The organism is Virgibacillus sp. JSM 102003 (genome assembly GCF_041949995.1).
Taxonomy (GTDB): domain Bacteria; phylum Bacillota; class Bacilli; order Bacillales; family Amphibacillaceae; genus Lentibacillus.
In genome coordinates this window covers 205,648-225,127 of sequence record NZ_JBHFQH010000004.1, presented here as the reverse complement: position 1 = coordinate 225,127, position 19,480 = coordinate 205,648, and the positions used below count along the sequence as shown (strand labels likewise).

General features: G+C 37.0%; 18 protein-coding genes. 15 read left to right on the top strand and 3 right to left on the bottom strand.

Annotated elements, in window-relative coordinates; genetic code table 11:
- Positions 1-358 precede the first annotated feature (358 nt).
- Both rsmD and coaD read left to right on the top strand, forming a co-directional pair.
- Complete coding sequence (gene rsmD, locus ACE1TG_RS06495; RefSeq protein WP_375051546.1) at positions 359-913, top strand: 16S rRNA (guanine(966)-N(2))-methyltransferase RsmD; 555 nt, start codon at positions 359-361, stop codon at positions 911-913.
- A 16-nt stretch (positions 914-929) separates the two neighbouring features.
- Positions 930-1,409: a pantetheine-phosphate adenylyltransferase gene (gene coaD / locus ACE1TG_RS06490; protein WP_375051545.1), complete on the top strand. Its 480-nt coding sequence runs from the start codon at positions 930-932 to the stop codon at positions 1,407-1,409.
- A 304-nt stretch (positions 1,410-1,713) separates the two neighbouring features.
- Here the strand turns inward: coaD and ylbJ are convergent, their stop codons facing one another.
- Positions 1,714-2,919: a sporulation integral membrane protein YlbJ gene (ylbJ, locus tag ACE1TG_RS06485; protein ID WP_375051604.1), complete on the bottom strand. Its 1,206-nt coding sequence runs from the start codon at positions 2,917-2,919 to the stop codon at positions 1,714-1,716.
- A gap of 214 nt (positions 2,920-3,133) precedes the next feature.
- On the opposite strand from ylbJ, the gene ACE1TG_RS06480 reads away from it, so the two are divergent.
- A complete protein-coding gene (locus ACE1TG_RS06480; RefSeq protein WP_375051544.1) occupies positions 3,134-4,156 on the top strand; it encodes a SepM family pheromone-processing serine protease in 1,023 nt (340 codons plus the stop codon).
- Positions 4,157-4,310: 154 nt separating this feature from the next.
- On the opposite strand, the gene ACE1TG_RS06475 is transcribed toward ACE1TG_RS06480, so the two are convergent.
- Positions 4,311-5,522, bottom strand: coding sequence for a nucleotidyltransferase (locus tag ACE1TG_RS06475; protein ID WP_375051543.1), 1,212 nt, complete (start codon positions 5,520-5,522; stop codon positions 4,311-4,313).
- A 297-nt stretch (positions 5,523-5,819) separates the two neighbouring features.
- Here ACE1TG_RS06475 and ACE1TG_RS06470 point away from each other — a divergent pair, with 297 nt between their 5' ends.
- From ACE1TG_RS06470 to ACE1TG_RS06455, 4 genes are all read left to right on the top strand, one after another.
- The gene (locus tag ACE1TG_RS06470) at positions 5,820-6,350 is read left to right on the top strand and encodes a YceD family protein (protein ID WP_375051542.1); all 531 of its coding nucleotides are present in this window, start codon (positions 5,820-5,822) and stop codon (positions 6,348-6,350) included.
- A gap of 47 nt (positions 6,351-6,397) precedes the next feature.
- Positions 6,398-6,571, top strand: a complete 174-nt coding sequence (gene rpmF / locus ACE1TG_RS06465) for a 50S ribosomal protein L32 (protein WP_092493049.1) — start codon at positions 6,398-6,400, stop codon at positions 6,569-6,571.
- A gap of 113 nt (positions 6,572-6,684) precedes the next feature.
- A complete protein-coding gene (locus ACE1TG_RS06460) occupies positions 6,685-7,443 on the top strand; it encodes an enoyl-CoA hydratase/isomerase family protein (RefSeq protein ID WP_375051541.1) in 759 nt (252 codons plus the stop codon).
- A gap of 87 nt (positions 7,444-7,530) precedes the next feature.
- Complete coding sequence (locus tag ACE1TG_RS06455) at positions 7,531-8,013, top strand: RsfA family transcriptional regulator (protein ID WP_375051540.1); 483 nt, start codon at positions 7,531-7,533, stop codon at positions 8,011-8,013.
- Positions 8,014-8,169: 156 nt separating this feature from the next.
- Here ACE1TG_RS06455 and ACE1TG_RS06450 read toward each other — a convergent pair whose 3' ends face one another.
- Complete coding sequence (locus tag ACE1TG_RS06450) at positions 8,170-8,643, bottom strand: N-acetyltransferase (protein WP_375051539.1); 474 nt, start codon at positions 8,641-8,643, stop codon at positions 8,170-8,172.
- 196 nt (positions 8,644-8,839) lie between these two features.
- Between ACE1TG_RS06450 and ACE1TG_RS06445 the strand changes: the two genes are divergently transcribed.
- The 8 genes from ACE1TG_RS06445 (at position 8,840) to ACE1TG_RS06410 (ending at position 19,410) form a co-directional block, all read left to right on the top strand.
- On the top strand, positions 8,840-9,718 hold the full coding sequence (locus ACE1TG_RS06445) for a 2-dehydropantoate 2-reductase (protein ID WP_375051538.1): 879 nt from the start codon (positions 8,840-8,842) through the stop codon (positions 9,716-9,718).
- A 2-nt stretch (positions 9,719-9,720) separates the two neighbouring features.
- Positions 9,721-10,101 carry a DUF3397 domain-containing protein gene (locus ACE1TG_RS06440; RefSeq protein WP_375051537.1) on the top strand — a complete coding sequence of 127 codons (381 nt, stop codon included), beginning with the start codon at positions 9,721-9,723 and terminating at the stop codon, positions 10,099-10,101.
- A gap of 1,267 nt (positions 10,102-11,368) precedes the next feature.
- Complete coding sequence (bshC, locus tag ACE1TG_RS06435; RefSeq protein WP_375051536.1) at positions 11,369-12,994, top strand: bacillithiol biosynthesis cysteine-adding enzyme BshC; 1,626 nt, start codon at positions 11,369-11,371, stop codon at positions 12,992-12,994.
- Positions 12,995-13,260: 266 nt separating this feature from the next.
- The gene (gene mraZ / locus ACE1TG_RS06430; RefSeq protein WP_209482098.1) at positions 13,261-13,692 is read left to right on the top strand and encodes a division/cell wall cluster transcriptional repressor MraZ; all 432 of its coding nucleotides are present in this window, start codon (positions 13,261-13,263) and stop codon (positions 13,690-13,692) included.
- 66 nt (positions 13,693-13,758) lie between these two features.
- Complete coding sequence (gene rsmH, locus ACE1TG_RS06425; protein ID WP_375051535.1) at positions 13,759-14,739, top strand: 16S rRNA (cytosine(1402)-N(4))-methyltransferase RsmH; 981 nt, start codon at positions 13,759-13,761, stop codon at positions 14,737-14,739.
- Complete coding sequence (ftsL, locus tag ACE1TG_RS06420) at positions 14,736-15,110, top strand: cell division protein FtsL (RefSeq protein WP_375051534.1); 375 nt, start codon at positions 14,736-14,738, stop codon at positions 15,108-15,110. Before rsmH ends, ftsL begins: the two co-directional genes overlap by 4 nt.
- 16 nt (positions 15,111-15,126) lie before the next feature.
- On the top strand, positions 15,127-17,340 hold the full coding sequence (locus ACE1TG_RS06415) for a penicillin-binding protein (protein WP_375051533.1): 2,214 nt from the start codon (positions 15,127-15,129) through the stop codon (positions 17,338-17,340).
- 135 nt (positions 17,341-17,475) lie between these two features.
- Complete coding sequence (locus ACE1TG_RS06410; protein WP_375051532.1) at positions 17,476-19,410, top strand: stage V sporulation protein D; 1,935 nt, start codon at positions 17,476-17,478, stop codon at positions 19,408-19,410.
- The last annotated feature ends 70 nt before the right edge of the window (positions 19,411-19,480 follow it).

The following is a 19,480-nucleotide window of genomic DNA, read 5'->3' as shown; positions in this document are numbered from 1 at the left end:
GGTTAGTTAGAAAATTGGGCATATCGCCAAGCCTATATTGCACTTATACAGTAAGATAGTATTTATACTTTCTTATCTATCAAAAGAAAAACCTGCAGATATTTTCTGCAGGTCCCTTTGTTTTCTTGTTAGAAAACAAAAAGGCAAAGGGAGAGGAGAAACCGGAGGAAGAACTTATGGGGAAGTGTAAGTCTTCTCCGTGTTTTGAAACAACCAAGCTAATCTTAGCTGTCTCACTATGCTATTATGTACATGGTAATAAATTATATACACGCTTGCTTATATTTTTTAAATTTATTAGTTTATAAACTTGCTCTTTTGTTTTGTTAGGATTAATATGGTTTATTGAGGTGGTCATATGCGAGTAGTAGCAGGGATGCATAAGGGCAGACAATTGAAAGCGGTGCCAGGTAAAACCACACGGCCAACTACAGATAAAGTAAAAGAAGCTGTATTCCAAGTTTTAGGGCCACTGTTTAAAGATGGTATGTTTCTTGATTTGTTTGCTGGCAGCGGATCATTAGGGATTGAAGCTTTAAGCAGAGGGATGGAAAGAGGAATTTTTGTTGATAAACACCCAAGAGCGATACATACTATTCATGAAAATGTTAGATCATTAAATTTGGATGATAGGGTTGAAGTTTATAGAACAGAAGCTTTTCGTGCCATTAATGCAGCATCAAAAAGGGAGTTACAATTTGATTTGATTTTACTGGATCCACCCTATAAAAAGATAAACTATGGAACGTTATTAGATGAAATTGATAAGCTTCAGCTGCTGAAAGAAAATGGCATGATTTATTGCGAACATGATACAGCAGAAGAATTGCCAGGTGATAGTGAACGTTTTTCCGTAGTAAAACAAGATCATTATGGTGGAACAATCGGCATTACAATCTATAAAAAGAACTAGAAGGGAGAGCTTTTCTTTGAGCAGATTAGCAATTTGTCCAGGCAGTTTCGATCCGGTTACATATGGGCATCTGGATATAATAGAACGAGGTGCCAGTGTTTTTGATAACGTCATAGTTGTCGTATTTAATAACCAATCAAAAGCTCCTTTATTTACAGTAGAGGAAAGGGTAGCTCTTTTAGAGGAATCCACAAAGCATTTACCTAATGTTACAGTTGATGAATCAAATGAATTATTAATCGATTATGCTATGCAGCAAAAGGCACAAGTGGTATTACGCGGGTTGAGGGCTGTTAGTGACTTTGAATATGAGATGCAAATCACATCTATGAACAGAAAGCTTAATGAAAAAGTAGAAACATTATTTATGATGACAAATAATCAATATTCATTTTTAAGTTCAAGTATTGTAAAAGAAGTAGCCAAATACAAGGCTAATGTATCTGACCTCGTACCTGAGCCAGTAGAAAGAGCATTAAAGAAAAAGTATAGCTAGCATAAAAAGATGTTGTTCAGTGAGATGATACAACATCTATTTTATTTTTGTCTAGAACCTAAAAATTAAGTGCTCTGGATAACTGGACTCCCGAATTAGCCACGTCCAGCTCCGACGTACAGGACGTACTAGTGCCGTCACAGGACGTGGCATCACCGGCCGAAGTCTAGTGGACTTCCCTCCTCGTGTCTACGATAAGAAATAAATAATGTTAGCGTAAAACCACCACATCCTTTGGCAACGTAGACCCATTCGCAGTCTTAGCACAGTCCATACGGCACTGAACAGGCGCCTGCGCTTTTGTTTATGTTCTAAGCCTATTGCTTAGAATAATGAAAGCAATTAGTAAAAATGTAATGGTTATTATTGGTCCAAACTCCTTTAGGTTGTATAGTATTGCCAGCCATGAATCTTGTGGAACCCCATTCGAAACAGGGACCCCCTTAAAGTCGAAAGATGTTCGATTCAAATATAGTGGCTTATATAGAAGGATTGTTAGAATACTAGCAAAAAAACCGTGCAGGATGCGAGCGAAAAAATAAGGCGAAAATCGGATATCCGTAGGAGCAATAATACTTGCAACCTGTGCCTGAATAGAAAATCCATTAAAACCTAATATAAAACTTACGACAATAATTTTTGCCAATAAACTGCCGGTCTCTGTTTGCGATATTGCTCTTGCCCCTTGTGTTATCTCGAATAACCCTGAAAACAACGGTAGTGCTAAATCAATTGGCAGTGTGAATAATTGTAAAATATACTCAAAAATGGTGGAGATTGCTGGTGAAAATCCGATGATAAACATTAGCTTTGTTAAAACGGAAAAAAAGATAATAAAGCCACCAACCATTACTAATGTTTGAATTGAATTTAAAACTGCATCTCCAACTACTTTTCCAAATGGACGTGGGTCATTCATTCGAGCGCGGTGCATTTCTCTGAATGCCTGGACGATAGAAACTTTTTGTTGCTTAGGTTTCTTGACATTCTTTTCTTTCTCCCTGCCGTAATACCGCATGCATATACCTACTAGCGCATTACCAATATAATGGGCAGAAGCTAACAAAATGCCAAGTTTTACGTCGTAAAAAAATCCAACTGATACAGCTCCAAATATAAATAGGGGACTTGAAGCGTTTGTGAATGAAACAAGACGTTCTGCCTCGATTTGTGTGAGCTGACCTTCTTCTCGAAGTCGTGTAGATATTTTAGCACCGGTAGGATACCCACTAGCCATTCCCATGGCCCATGCGAAGCTCCCCGCACCAGGAACATTAAATAACGGTCGCATAATCGGTTCACATAATATTCCTATGAACTTTACTACTCCGAATCCGATTAATAATTCAGCAGTTATGAAAAAAGGTAATAGTGATGGAAACACGATTTCCCACCACATCTTTAACCCTCTTATACTAGCTTCAAATGATTGGTCTGGATATTTTATTAGACAAAAAGCAATAAAGACAGTAATACTGGAAAATAGGATTGTTTTGACTTTTTGTGTCAACATAAAGCCCCCTAGTGAATAGCTAGCCCTGTACTTCTTTTTTTGATAGTAGTAGAATGATTCTAGCTTGATTTATAAATTTTATTAGTAACATAATAATTAAATTTGTACGAGTCTATATCAATATACGCACATACATCATGTTTTTATGCCATACACTTTTTATCATATTTGGAATAATGGTGTTAATAGGAAAGGCGAAAGGGGATTAACGGTGAAATTCACAAAAAAGCATATAATTTATTTGCTAATTGTAATCGCAATAGCATTTTTCATTTCAACATATCAACTCCCATATTATGTATATAAACCAGGTAGCGCTGATGCACTTAATCCAATTGTCAATGTAGAGGGAGGATACGAAAGTAAAGGAGATATGCATCTTGTAACGGTTCGAGGAGGACAAGCGACACCAGTTCAATATTTATGGGCAAAAGTATTGCCCAATCATGAGATTTATCCTCTTAACGAAGTCAGACCTGAAGGTGTGTCAGAAGATGAGTACTTCCATGCACAGCTCCAGATGATGGAAAGCTCGCAGGAGGCATCTAAGGTAGTTGCATATAAGGCGGCTGGTGAGGATATTACAATTAATTATGATGGTGTTTATGTAGTTGCGGTCGTAGATGGTATGCCCGCTGATGGAAAATTAAAATCGGGCGACCGTATCACTGGTATAGACGGGAAAGAAATAAAGGAATCCAAGGATTTAATTAATTACGTGGAAAATAAACAGGCAGGAGATTCCATCTCATTAGAAGTTGTGCGTGATGAGAAACAATTAACAAAAGAAGTGAAACTTGAGAAATTTAAAGAGGCTGATAAAAAAGTTGGTATTGGAATCCGACTTGTTACCGATCGAAGCGTGAAAGTTAATCCAAAGGTTAATTTCTCGAGCGGGAGTATCGGCGGTCCGAGTGCAGGGTTAATGTTTTCATTGGAAATTTATGATCAATTAAACAAAAATGACTTAACAAGTGGTTATCAGATAGCTGGAACTGGTGAAGTGGACTACAACGGAAATGTCTTACCGATTGGCGGAATTGACAAAAAAATAATTGCTGCTGATCAGGCAGGCTGTAATATCTTTTTTGCCCCTAATGAGGATGGAGCGAAAGGGTCTAATTATGAGGTTGCAAAGAAAACAGCTGAAGAAATAGACACCGACATGAAAATTGTGCCGGTAGATACATTCGAAGATGCATTGAAGTATTTAAAAAAAATAGAATCGAAATAGTAAAAAACCTGTCTTGTGCTTACCGAGCATAAAACAGGTTTTTTCTACGAGTTTTTTAGTGAAGGGTTGATGTTGATAAAAAGCCTTAGATTTACCATTTAATATCATAGCTGCACTTATGCAGTATGAAGGAGATATATTTTCTAAAAGAGATTTACTTTAAGATTGGCGGTTGAAGTTCCTGCCTATGAAAGGCTCGTTTCTTTTTGGCTGGAAGTATACTATAATAGGCCCTTGAGGCTTTCTCTTCTATTGATAGCATAGAATCTGTATTACGACTTAAATTTGCTACAAGGGGTACCTTCATATTCTTTTTTTGCTTATTTAAATAAGTTTGTCCAGTTTCTGTCATACCTAAAATACGGACATATGGAACAGATGATGAATTTTTTGCAACTTCCATATCTGCTTTTGTTGTATTTGTTAATATATGAGCAAATATTCGTTGTAATCGTGTCCATGTATATCGTTTTGTCTTAATCTTCTCAACCCATTCGTTAAACGAAGTGACATCATTAGCAGTCCTTTTAATACGATATTCCAGTCCCTCATCAACACCGTGAATTCCAGCAAGCTCATTTGGTGACATTGTTAGCACACGATAATGAACAAGGTGAAAATAATGTTCCCATTTATGCCAGGTAGTTGCTTCATGTTTATATAATTGGAGCTGATTTACGGTCTCTGACGGCAAAGTGTCCCTAATTTCTGTTGAGATAGCCTTGTCGATAAATAGTTTGTTTCGAATACTTGTGGCGGATGCAATTGCTCCTGTTATCGCTTGGTCGTGATAACCGCTTTGTGTTCGTGTTATTGTTAAAGGATCAATAGTTAAATTATTATCAAAAATTGCCTTAATATAGCTGAAGCCAAGTATATTGTTTGGTTTTGACAAATCCATTTCCGTAGTGGTTAAGCCTATCATCTCATATGCTTTTCTGCTTGCCTCGGGAAAAGACAGACCTTGGTTTAGATTGCTTTTAAGTGTTTCCTTATAAGTGGACTTATGCTCTTCATAGGTTACATAGCCTTTAGTGAAATGGGATATATCACCAGATTCACTTCCAAAACAGATACTTGATACGCCAATCTCATTTAATGTATGTACAGAACCTTTAGCAAACATATCACTGCTTTGGACAGCGTATGGATAGGGTAATTCCAATACAATATCAATTCCAGCTGACAACGCAGCTTTTGTCCGGTGAAATTTATCAATAATAGCCGGTTCTCCACGTTGCAAGAATGATCCACTCATAACAGCAATTATACAATCGGCATTAGAGACTTTTTTCGCTTCTTGTATATGATATGCATGTCCATTATGAAACGGGTTATATTCGACGATTAAACCACAAGCTTCCATACGCTCATCCCCTATATGTTGAGTTGGTATTAATTGTATCAAAAAACGTAAGCAGACGCATTATACATAAATATGATTATCAGAAATAGGAAAGGGAACACTAAATATATATAAGTTTTATAAGCAGGTAAGAAAATATAACTGCTTTTTTATTGCATAATTTTAACTAATTCTTATCTAAATTAAAGGTTGGCGAAAAGCAAAGTTTTCTAAACAATTATTAATCTGTAAAGAAAATATGTTGACAAAAGTTCATTTTCCTTTTAAAATAACTCTTGTTGCCTTGAGGTGATAGAAATGAAATTTACATTAGGTCAAATTAAAAATAATGCCTATAGTGAGCCCTTTGCGTTCGATAATTGGGTTAATGTTTCCGAGTTGGAAACAATGAATAATGATATACGCGAAATTGATTCAGCTCATGTATATGGTATAGCATTCGATCAGGGGAACGAAATTGTTTTTTCATTTACAATTAGTGGAAAGATGATTTTACCATGTGCCCGTACATTAGTCGATGTCCCATATCCCTTTGAAATAAAGGCAACTGAGATTTTTTCTGAATCAACCTATTTTAGCGGAGAAGAATCAGAAGATGAAATTCATCCTATAGATGGGGAAGTACTTGACTTAACCCCATATATCAAGGAAAATATCTTACTAGAGGTTCCTTATCGTGTTTTTTCGGATGATGAAGTAGCCAAAAGACATGCTCCTGTAAAAGGAAATGATTGGGAATTTATTTCAGAGGAAAAAACCGAAAAGAAGATTGATCCACGTTTGAAAAAACTGGAATCATTACTTGAAGATAACGAGAAAGAGAAATAGGAATATTAATTCTGATTTTGCTTTCGTATTTGAAGGAGGTGTAAGTCATGGCAGTACCAAAAAGAAAAACATCTAAAAAGGTTAAAAATCAACGTCGTACTCATAAAAAGTTACACGTAACTGGCATGGTAGAATGTTCAAATTGTGGTGAACTAACCAAGTCACATCATGTATGTAAATCATGTGGACATTATGATGGAAAAGAAGTAGTTAACAATTAAATTGTTCTAATAGCCTATAATTAACAGATCACTGCTTAGTGATCTGTTTTTATATGTAAAACAACAAATTATGCTACTATGGATAGGAATAAGTGATAAAAGGGGATTCCATAATGGAAACAATTCAATATAATACATATGAAGATGGTTACGGTGTAATACAGTTACATCGTCCTGAAAAACTCAATGCTGTTTCAAATGAGATGGTTAGTGAACTTAAGACGGTATTGGAAACTGCGAAGCAAACGCCGATAAAATTTCTGGTAATCACAGGAGATGGAACTCGGATGTTTTGTGCGGGCGGGGACCTGGAGAATCTGCATGGAGAGTTAAGTACAGATGAAGCTTTCTCAATGTTGTATGCAATGAAAGAAGTTCTTTATGAGATTGCCTCGTTTCCGGTTCCAACTATTTGTATGCTAAATGGAGACGCGTTAGGCGGGGGATGTGAAATCGCAACCGCTTGTGATTTCAGAATCGCAAGAGAGAACACCCAGTTTGGATTTGTGCAAACGAAATTAGGAATAACCCCTGGCTGGGGTGGAGGAGCACTTTTATATGAAAAAGTTCATCCAAGCTTTGCTTATCAATGGCTGATGGAAGGTGAAGTATATAACGCATCCTTTTTACAAAAACAAGGCTGGCTGCATAAAATTGCTTCAGAAGAATTATGGCATGATCACCAAAAACTATTAAAACCTTATATATCAAAGTCATTGGATCAAATGACTATATTAAAAATGCAATATAGAAAGAAGCTATCCATATTAGGTTTTTCTGCGTTGATGGATGATGAAGTTAGAAATTGCGCTAAATTATGGGAATCAGAGGAACATAAAGAAGCTGTACAACAATTCAAGTACCGGAAATAATGCAAACTATTCACAAAAATAGTGAAATTTATTCTATCACCCCTACTTTTTGCATACATTTATAGCAAATGTGTAAGGAGGGATGTTATGAATGCAACACGTCAAGATGCATGGACCCAAGATGAAGATATAATATTAGCAGAAACTGTACTTCGCTATATTAGAGAAGGTAAAACACAGCTTGAAGCGTTTAAAGAAGTTGCGAAACAACTATCACGAACATCAGCGGCATGCGGTTTTCGCTGGAATGCTTCAATTCGGAGGCAGTACCAGGAAGCTATTGATTCTGCCAAGGAAGAACGCAAACAAGGCGGAAGGCAGAAATCATGGAATTATACAGATTCAAGATCCATGCAAGAGGATGATCCACTCAATACTGCGATTTTGCTGTTAGAAAGAATGAAGACTAATTTTGCTAGCGAAAATCAATTGTTTCAGCAAGAAGAGGAAGAGGCAGTAAATAAATTAAAGAAGGAAAATGAATTACTTAAAGCACAACTGAAGCGTTATGAAGAGGCATGGAGAGAAATGGGGAACCTCTGGAGTTGGGTGAAGGAAAATAAAATGTAACAGCCAAAAATGCGAAAGAGTTTGATTTATTTAAACTGGACGTGGCTTATTCTGAAGAGGAGTTATTCATTATAATATGCCAATTCTACTTTTCCAAAGTGTAACAAAAGACATGAATGATTATATATTACATTCATGTCTTTATCTTTGTATTGTTTATTCTTTTTCCTGAACACCTTCAGGCATCCAAATTAGCGGATTTGCACCAAGGTCCCGTTCCATATCATATTTTGCTTTTTGAAAGCCCATCTTCTCCCAGAAACCATGCGAATTGATTCGCGGGTTAGTTTTTATAGGCAGCTGATAACTCTTCGCAAAATCGACCAGCGCTTTTCCATATTCCTGTCCTCTATAGTCTGGTAATACCTCAAGTTTCCATAGCTCCAAGTAATCCTGGGGTGGCTCAAAATATGCATCATATTTAGCGGTAACCTTGTAAAGACTCATTCTTGCGATTAAGTTATTGCCAATGTAAATTCCATAAAATGGTGATTCGCTGTCGTTCTCAACAATATTACTTTGCAAGTCCTCCAGCATTGATAATTCCTGGTTGCCATACTCCTTAAAACGCTTGAACTTTTCGAGTGTCTTATAATTGATTAAAAGTTTTTCAACTTTAATTTGGTTCATGCTATCTCCCCTTAAAATCAGAAGTGTTTTTCTATATAATTTATTATAATACAAAAAAATTAAGATTGAAATGACAGATACAATTAATCTTGGTTTTATTATACTGTATATTATATAGAATTTATACTTTAAATACATATTGTGTTTATTCTGCTACAATTAGTTAAAGGAAAATTATAGAAGGGCGAATGCAAGTATGGATATCGGAATAATAGGCGGAGGCTCAACAGGACTGTTACTTGGGAGTTATTTAGCAAAAGAACATAACGTAACTATTTATGTTAAAAGAGAACAACAAAAGAGAGTTTTGAATAAAAATGGGATTTCCACACCGGAATTAAATGAATCAATATCAGTTAAGTCATTTCTTATCAGTGAGATGCGAGGAGAGGATTATTTAATTGTCTGTGTAAAACAACACCATGTTTCACAAGTTGTTCCATTTATTAACCTGAAAAATAAAGAAGCTACAGTTATCTTTTTGCAAAATGGCATGGGGCATATTCCATTATTACAGGAAATGTCCCAGCCGGTCTTGGTTGGAGTAGTTGAACACGGGGCTTTGCGAATAAATGACCATATTGTTGAACATACAGGAAGAGGTGTTATTAAGCTTGCAAGTTTCTCAGGAAATCAAGATAAACTTGAATCTGTTGCTTATGATTTGGATCAGCAGCAGTTCTCTTTTAAAGGTTTCTCTGACTGGAAGGATTTACTTAAGGAGAAGTTGATTATTAATGCTGTAATAAATCCAATAACTGCGCTATTTCATATTAAAAATGGAGACATATTTAAGAACCTGTATATTCAAAGTATAGCTTGTGAGTTATGTCGTGAGGCTGCGGTAGTTTTAGAATTAGACTATGAGCAACAATGGGAACGGGTACAGGAAGTCGCCGAAAAAACAGGAAATAATATATCTTCAATGCTAAAAGATTTACAAGAAAACAGAAAAACTGAAATTGAAGCAATATGTGGCTACTTAATTAAAAAGAGCAACCATTCCATTCCATATACGACATTTCTTTATACTAGTATAAAGGGTTTGGAAGAACAGAAGGGGATTAAAGAATAGGCATGTTGGACTTTATTATTTACTTTATCGGACTTATTGTGACAGCACCTATCCTAGCAACATGGGTTGTTTATTTAATCTCCGTTAAGATGTACAGGCATAAATGGAAAGCAATACATAATACTGTGAATTGGACAACTTTACTTTACATAATTGCCGTTGGGACATTAGTAAAAGAAATTTTTGGGATTTCATTCTTTGGTATAATTCTGGTTATATTAATTAGCATATATACCATTATCGTAGTTGCTCATTGGAAAATTTATACTGAAGTTATTTTCACTAAAGCATTTAAAATGTTTTGGCGGATTTGTTTTCTACTGTTTTTTATACTTTATATCTGTCTGGTTTTAATTGGTATTTATCTGCGTATCTATTACTAATTATTCAACTTTCGCAGCGTTAAATGAATGCCTATATCTTGAAGGAATAAGAAAGGCTGAAGATACACTACATGAGTTGGATTTAAATCAACGGTATGTATTTGATGTAAAATACGAAGTAGTGAGCAATTTTTAGCCTTTCCTAAGTTCTAAAAATGGTAGAGTGCTTAGAATCGTTCCGGCAGAATACTTCGCTTTCACCGCTCCGGATACCAATGCGACATCTGCTCAAGCTAACGCTTTTGCAGTGTCTTATTAGCCATGGGCACGACCTCAGCCTCCTTGCCCCGGCAAGGGGTATGCCGACGTTGTCCGCAAAGGACGGTTTTAGTCGGCCTTCATTTAGTTGCTTCTTCCGGGGTCTTCGGAACGTGCTGTTCCCATAGGAGTCTACGTATTCTGCCTTCACTGATGGAGATTACCTGCTTAGAGAATGATGTGTTCCCTATGGATAAGAAGCACTGTTACAATAGGCATTGATTAATTTCTGGGATAAAGTGAGCAAACCCAGCGGAGGTAATACATGGAGACTCCCGCGGAAACAGCAACAGCTGAAGGTCCCGCAGGAAGCGGTTTTGGCTTCCGAGGAAGCTGAAGCGTTGCCCTAGGTGCGCGTAATGTATTTCCATAGCGGTGTCATAGCACTCAGCTAGTTTTTCCATGTTACTTCGCAGTTTATATCTTATGTGGACAAAAAACTTTTATCAATGTTGTTTAGAAAACTTGGCATTCACCAAGCCTTAATATAGATAAGCCTTAGTTGCACTTATGCAGTAAGAAAGGATTTAATACTTTGTATGAAAATACCGTTCTACTTGATTTTAGCGGACACAGGAGACGCTATTTCAATGCAAAAGTAACCTTCTCGAAGTTATCCGAACACAGAAGCCCTTATTTCACATATATCATGGTTATTTGACTGTATTTGTGTGAAATAAGGTCCCTGGTGTCCGCGAACACCACCATTTTCGTGGATTTCTGTCAAATAAGGTCTCTGGTGTCCGCAAAACCTCAAATTTGCTATATGGAAAATAATTTTCATGATAGAAGATGGCTGCGTAATCAGCAGCCATGGTGGTTTCTTAACTGTCAAGGCAATATTAAAAACGTTCTAGGATTATCAGTATAGCTGTTTGAACTTATCCTATAGATGCGAAAGTTTAGTAATTTTGTGACTGGGTTAAAACAGATTAAATGAAATTAACACCAGTTTTATGTACAATACGTATTGGATATATTTCATTACGTTAAAAGGAGCATGTGATCTATGCGGATCGATCCAATTAAACTACAGAACCAAAATGCACTAATAGATGATTATAGGAATAATAGGGAAAGCATTATGCAATATTTTGAATATAACCCTTATACAGACGCTACCTATCAAAGTAGATTTCAAGCGTTGCAAAATAGAAAATTTGATCGTGAGCAGCTTACAGATACACTATTCGAAATTAACCGGCAATGGGATGCTCCTGAATCTACATACTTAAACATTGAACGTCTGAAAAAAGATGATAGTGTTGTGGTTATTGGGGGCCAGCAAGCGGGATTATTGACGGGCCCCATGTACACAATTAATAAAATTATTTCTATTATACAATTTGCCAGACAACAGGAATTAAAGCTTCAAAAACCAGTGATTCCTGTCTTTTGGATTGCAGGTGAAGATCATGATTTTGATGAAATCAATCATATCTATTTACCGGAACCGGCATCCATGAAAAAATACAAACTGCTGCAGCGAGTTGTGGAGAAAAGGTCCGTTTCCGACATTCCAATTGACGAAACATATGCAAATCAATGGGTGAATCGGTTATTTGAACAAATGGAAGAAACACAATACACAAAAAATCTTCATCAAACAATTAAAGGGTGTTTAAAGAATTCTGGTACATATGTGGATTTTTTTGCACGCGTCATTTATCAATTATTTGATGATGAAGGTATTGTGCTGGCTGACTCTGGCAGTCCAAAAATGCGTAATCTGGAGAAGGATCATTTCTTAACATTAATTGAAAATCAGACTGAAATTAGTACAGGTGTACACGAGGCATTACAGCAAATTAAGCAAAAAGGCTATTCTGTGTCTTTGGATGTGGAACTTACTGATGCACATCTTTTTTATCATAAGGATAATGAGCGAATTCTGCTTGTTCGAAATGACAAAGGGGAGTGGGAAGGGAAACAGAACGAAATCTTGCTGACGAACCAAGAACTTTTGAATGTTGCCAGCAACAATCCAGAGTTATTAAGCAATAATGTCGTGACTAGACCAGTCATGCAGGAGTTATTGTTTCCGACACTGGCATTTATTGGCGGACCGGGTGAAGTAGGCTATTGGTCACTATTAAAACCTGCATTTAAAGCAGTAGGGATTAATATGCCACCAGTACTGCCACGGTTATCGTTTACATTCCTCGATCGCAATGTGGAAAAACTGCTAAGTAAATACGCAATAGATGAAGAAAATGCTGTTAATTATGGAGTAGCAGATAAGAAGGCAAATTGGCTCGCATCACAAAGTGATCCGCCAGTACAACAGGTTGCTGCAGAAATTAAGCAAGCGGTTGATAAAGCTCACAGCCCTCTTCGAGAAATAGCTAAAGATACACGTGCAGACCTTGGTGAATTAGCTGATAAAAATCTTTATTATTTACAGTGTGATATTGAGTACCTTGAAGGAAGAATTATTAAAGCGTTAGAAGAGAAATATAAAAAAGAACTGTCTGAATTTGATTTGATCGAAATCGCTATACGGCCAAATAAGGGACTTCAGGAACGGACATGGAATCCGTTGCCGTTACTGAATGAAAATGGGCCATATTTTATAAAACAGCTAGCTAAGGAATCCTGTTCATTTGAAGAAGATCACCACTTAATTCATATATAACTAAATTTCAACCACTATCCCCCACATTTTTATTAAATGTGGGGGATAGCTATATTATTATAGAATAAACCACTGTAAAAAGTTGATGTACCAGTATACATCAACTTTTTTTGTATGTCCCCTTTCTTTGGATATCCTATAATTTCAGGAGATTTCATCTAAAGCAAAAGACCTATTTTAATAATATGAACAAAAATATTGAAAATCGAGTGGTGAAAAGTGGAGGAATGTGGTAATATATGAAATATGAAAGTGGGGATAGCTTTATGTTCATGGGTGAATTTCAACACAACATTGATACAAAAGGTCGAATAATTGTCCCTGCTAAGTTCCGTGAAGGGCTTGGCGACAATTTTGTTGTTACTCGTGGACTCGATAAGTGTCTGTTTGCCTACCCAATGGACGAATGGAAATTACTCGAAGAAAAATTGAAGAAGCTCCCTTTAACTAAAAAAGATGCACGGGCTTTTACGAGGTTCTTTTTCTCCGGAGCAGTTGAATGTGAAGTGGATAAACAGGGAAGGATAAATATTCCCCAGCCACTGCGGAATTATGCTGTGTTGGATAAAGAGTGTGTTGTAATTGGTGTATCTAATCGAATTGAGTTCTGGTCAAATGAGAACTGGGAAGATTATTTTAATGACTCCGAAGAATCATTCGGTGAAATTGCCGAAAATCTTATGGATTTTGATATTTAATTTAGCAATTTTTAAAGAAATTTCAAATTTGGCGTTAAGACAAGCTTTCTCGAAGTAGGTGTGACAATGTTTGATCATTACAGTGTACTAAAAGAAGAAGCCTTGGATGGTATAGCTATTAAGCCTGATGGTACATATATTGACTGTACTGTTGGTGGTGGTGGTCATTCAGAACAGATTGCGTCCCGTCTTGGGGAAAATGGATTATTGGTTGCCTTTGATCAGGATTTAGATGCACTTGAAGCAGCTAAATCAAGACTGCGCGACTATCATGATCGCATAACATTTATTCATGCCAACTTTAGAAAACTAGAAGAAGAATTATCCAATCATCATATTGAAACTATTGATGGAATTCTTTTTGATCTTGGTGTTTCATCCCCGCAGTTAGATCGTGGTGACAGAGGTTTCAGTTATCAGCACGATGCAAAACTGGACATGCGAATGAACCAGGACCAGGATCTTGACGCACATGTAATTGTTAATTCATGGCCGTACAACGACCTGGTAAAGATCTTTTATAAATATGGTGAAGAGAAATTTTCCAAACAAATTGCGAGGAAAATCGAAGCGTTCAGAAAAGAACAATCAATTGAAACAACGCATCAGCTGGTAGAAATAATTAAAGACGGTATTCCCGCACCTGCACGAAGAAAGGGAGGGCATCCGGCGAAACGTATTTTTCAGGCTTTGCGAATAGCAGTGAATGATGAGTTAGAAGCATTTAACGACGCATTACACCAAGCCGCAAGAGTCGTTAAAGTTAACGGAAGAGTGGCTGTTATTACATTTCACTCACTTGAAGATAGGCTTTGCAAACAAGCATTTAAGAAATGGAGTACAGCGAAGGAAGTGCCGAGGAATCTGCCAATAATACCTAAAGATCATCAGGCACCATTTAAGCTGATTAACAAGAAACCAATTTTACCAAGTATTGGTGAATTGGACGTAAATCGCAGGTCAAAATCTGCTAAGTTACGGATTGCTGAGAAAATAAATGAGTGGAATGAAGATTTCACATTTGAAGAAGGGTGGAAAAAATCATGAGTGCAAGCCATGCGCGCAGTTGGGAACAAACTTACACATCACATGCACCACAAAAAGATAAACAAATTTCTGTTAAAGTACATAAAAAAGGCTGGATAACAAAAGGCGAAAAAGTTTTGTATTCAGTAATTGGATTTTGTTTGATTATAGCTTGTGTTTATATTGTTTCTTTTTCTTCTTCAACGGACACTTTAAACAGAAAATTACAATCTTTAGAGCAAACTGTACAGAAACAGCAAGTAGAAAATGAAGGGTTAGTATACGAGAAAAAACAATTAAGCAGACCTGAACGCATTACAAGGATTGCTAAAGAAAATGGCTTGAAAATTCAGGATGCAGAAGTGAAACAAGCAACAGCTTTTAACAACTAAGTAAGGTGGATATGCTATGAAAAAAAATAAAACGACCCATTTCATGTCTAGCATTCTAATTCTTATTTTTGTTGGCATATTTTTACTTATAGCAGGCAGGTTTCTATACATTCAGGCTACCGCAGAAATTAATAACGTTTCACTAGAAAAATGGGCAAAAGAGAAACGGACTGCATCCTACACGCTTGATGCAGAGCGGGGTAAAATTTTTGACAAAAATGGGATGACGCTAGCTTATGATCGTCCCACATTCCGTCTTCAGGCAATTGTTGAAGAATCATATACGCAAGATTCAGAGGAGCCACTGCATGTTAAAGATCCGGAAAAAACTGCGGAAATGCTGGCTCCTTTATTAAATACTGATCAAGGGTATCTATTGGAACGACTGAAAAAAGGTATTAAAAATGATCAATTTCAAGTAGAGTTCGGGAATGCTGGTAAGGAATTATCTCAGCAAACCAAAGAGAAAATAGAGAATCTCGATCTACCAGGTATTACTTTTGAAAAAGAAGCTGTGCGATTTTATCCAAATGGTATGTTTGCGTCAAACATTATAGGATTTGCTCGTAAAGGTGAAGATGGGAAGATTAATGGCGTAACCGGTATCGAAAATGAAATGAATGATTTACTGAGTGGAAAGGCCGGCCATATTTCCTACCAACGTGATAATTATAATAAGAAATTATTGGATCCAAATGAAGTTATTAAGAAGCCTGAAGATGGCGAAAATGTATATTTAACCATTGATCAAAAAGTTCAAACATTGCTTGAAGACGTTATGTCCCAAGTCAATAAAGAATATAAACCAGAACGAATATCAGCTGTTGTCATGGACCCTAAAACAGGTGAAGTATTGGCTATGGGTAACCGTCCAAGTTATAATCCAAATAATCCGGATGTTGAAAACTGGTATAATGATGTGATTTCTTCACCGTTTGAACCAGGATCGACTATGAAGATCTTTACATGGGCTTCTGCTATAAACGCAGGTGTGTATAACGGCAATGAGTGGTTAGAATCAGGAAGCTATCGTATAAGTGAAAATATAGCTCCTATTCATGATTGGAGCAACAACTGGGATTCAATAACTTATGATGAAGGATTTGCACGATCATCGAACGTCGCTGCAGCAAAATTAGTCTGGGAGAAAATTGGTACAGAAAAGTATTTGGATTACCTAAATGCATTTGATTTTGATCAGAAGACTGGTATTGATTTGCCCGGTGAGAATGCAGGTAACCTTGTTTACAACTACCCGCGTGACAAAATGGCTACGGGTTTTGGTCAGGCTAGTACTGTGACTCCAATTCAGCAAATGAAAGCCGCAACCGCCATTGCCAATGATGGCAAGATGCTAAAACCATATGTTATCTCAAAAATAGTAGACTCAACTACAGGACAAACAATCAAGGAAAAGTCACCTGAAGTAGTAGGTAAACCAATTTCAGAAGAAACATCAGAGCAAGTCCTAGATTTGATGGAGTCTGTAGTTTCTTCAGACTATGGAACAGGAAAGCCATACAAACTTGAGGATTATTCAGTCGCCGGTAAAACAGGAACAGCTCAGGTGTATGAAGCAGAGAAAGGTGGTTACCTAACTGGGCATGGTAACTATATTTTCTCATTTTTAGGTATGGCACCAAAAAATGACCCGCAGCTAATGATGTATGTATCGGTTGAAAAACCAGAATTAGAGGGTAATACTCCTGGTTCAACACCTGTTTCATTTATATTTAAAAATGTCATGCAAAACAGTTTGCATTACATGAATATTAATCCTGACAAAGACAGTTCCAAACCAGTTGAAGCTATTGAAATACCGGAGTTAAAAGGTAAGAGTAAAACAACAGTTAAGAAGTCCCTGGAAGCGAAGGGTTTAAACGTCTCTGTAATTGGATCTGGTAATACGATAACAAAAGCAAGTGCTGCAGAAGGTGACGAATTGCTTCCGAATGACCGTCTTCTACTTGTCACTGATAAGCCAACGATGCCAAGTATTATTGGATGGTCGACAAGAGATGTATTGCAATTAGCGGACTTACTTCAGTTAGATATAGAAATACTCGGTAATGGATATGTTAAAAGTCAAAGTATTAAAAAAGGTTCTACTCTTAAAAAGAATGATTACTTGGCAGTCGAATTACAGCCACCTGATACTAAAAATAACAATAATGAATCGGATGAAGGGCAAACAGGTGAACAGACTGATGAACCAAGTGAAGCGCAATAGATAGCCCTTCCGGTATCAATTCAAGTCAGACTTCGCTAAACAGGAACATAAGCTTTTCTGCCATAAACAGTGTTCTATTCATTTTTTTTCATTCATATAGTGGATACAAGCCTACCTATGAAAAGGGGATGGAGAATGAAACGTGTATCTGCCGTGACTGTAAGAAAAAGAATAGTTACTGTTTTTCTTTTTGGACTGTTATTTTTTGCTATAATTGATGTTCGCTTGGGATATGTTCAATTTGTAATTGGTGACGAACTGATGGAACTTGCGAGTGAATCCTGGAGCAGGGATATTACTTTTGAGCCTGAACGGGGTAACATATTGGACAGGAATGGTGACGTGCTGGCTGAGAATGTCTCGGCACCCTCTGTTATCGTCGTTCCTCAGCAGGTGAAAAATCCTCAGGAAACTGCAGCCAAGATAGCTGATATATTAAATATATCAGAGAAAAAAGCGTATGAATATGTGACCAGAAAAGCCGTATATACACGTGTACATCCTGAGGGAAGAAAAATTTCAGAAGAACAGGAGAAGAAATTTCGTACGCTTAACCTGGATGGTGTCTACCTTGCTAAGGATTCAAAACGCCATTATCCGTATGGTAATTACTTATCACACGTATTAGGATTTGCTGGTATTGATAATCAGGGACTAATGGGCTTAGAAAGGTACTATAATGATAAACTCGAGGGTGAAGAAGGCAGTTTATCATTTTACTCGGATGCCAAGGGGAAAAAAATGGAGCAGATTGCCGATGAATATAAGGCACCTGAAGATGGGTTGAGCTTAAAAACAACGATTAATTCAAAAGTTCAAACAATCATTGAACGTGAACTTGATTTGGTAGTATCCAAATATAACCCAGACGGTGCTCTGGCGATTGCAGTTAATCCGAATACTGGCGGAGTGCTTGGGATGTCTTCACGTCCTAATTTCAATCCAGAGAAATATCAGAAAGTAGACCCGGACATATACAATCGTAATTTACCAATTTGGAGCACATATGAGCCTGGTTCAACATTCAAAATTATTACACTTGCTGCAGCCCTTGAAGAAGGGGCTGTAGATCTTGAAAAAGACCATTATAATGATGATGGTGATATCTCTGTAAGTGGAACAAAGCTGCATTGCTGGAAGAGCGGTGGCCATGGTAAGCAAACATATCTGGAAGTTGTCCAAAATTCGTGCAACCCGGGCTTTGTTAATCTGGGGATGAATTTAGGGGAAGAAAAATTGTTTAATTATATTAAAGATTTCGGCTTTGGAAAGAAAACCGGGATTGATTTAGAAGGTGAAGGGAATGGGATATTATTTAAACCCGAAAATGTAGGTCCTGTTGAACTTGCAACCACTTCATTTGGACAAGGTGTTTCAGTAACTCCTATTCAGCAAGTAATGGCGGTTGCAGCGGCTGTAAATGGGGGTGAATTATATGAACCTCATATTGCAAAAGAATGGATAGATCCTCAAACTAATAATGTCGTCGAAAAGATTGAGCCCAATTTGAAAGAAAATATTATTTCAGAGTCAACATCTAAAAAAATTCGTCAGGCATTGGAAAGTGTTGTAGCTAAAGGAACAGGGCGTCCAGCTTATGTTGACGGGTATCGTGTTGGTGGTAAAACCGGTACTGCCCAAAAAGTTGGACCTGGAGGAAGTTACTTAAAGAACAATTATATACTCTCATTTATTGGATTTGCTCCTGCTGATGATCCTGAAATTGTAGTATATGTTGCAGTAGATAATCCAAAAGACACTGTTCAGTTTGGGGGAGTAGTTACTGCCCCGGTTGTAGGTACCATTATTGGAGACAGTTTACGTGCAATGGGAGTAGAGCCAAGAGATGGAGGACTTGATAAAGAGTACCTCTGGCCAGATCAGCCGAAAGTCGAAGTGCCAGACTTGATAGGTCTGAAAAAAGGCAAGTTAAATCAGTACATGACGAATTTATCTATCGAGACAAGTGGATCTGGAGACTATATTATCGACCAGGCACCAAGCCCAGGAACAAAGGTTGAACAGGGTGAAAAAATAAGAATTTACCTGTCTGATAAAAATTCATCGTGAATACGGTAAATATTTGCTATAATGAACAAGAAATAATAAAAGTGAAATTTTTAATAAGAGGGTCATTGTA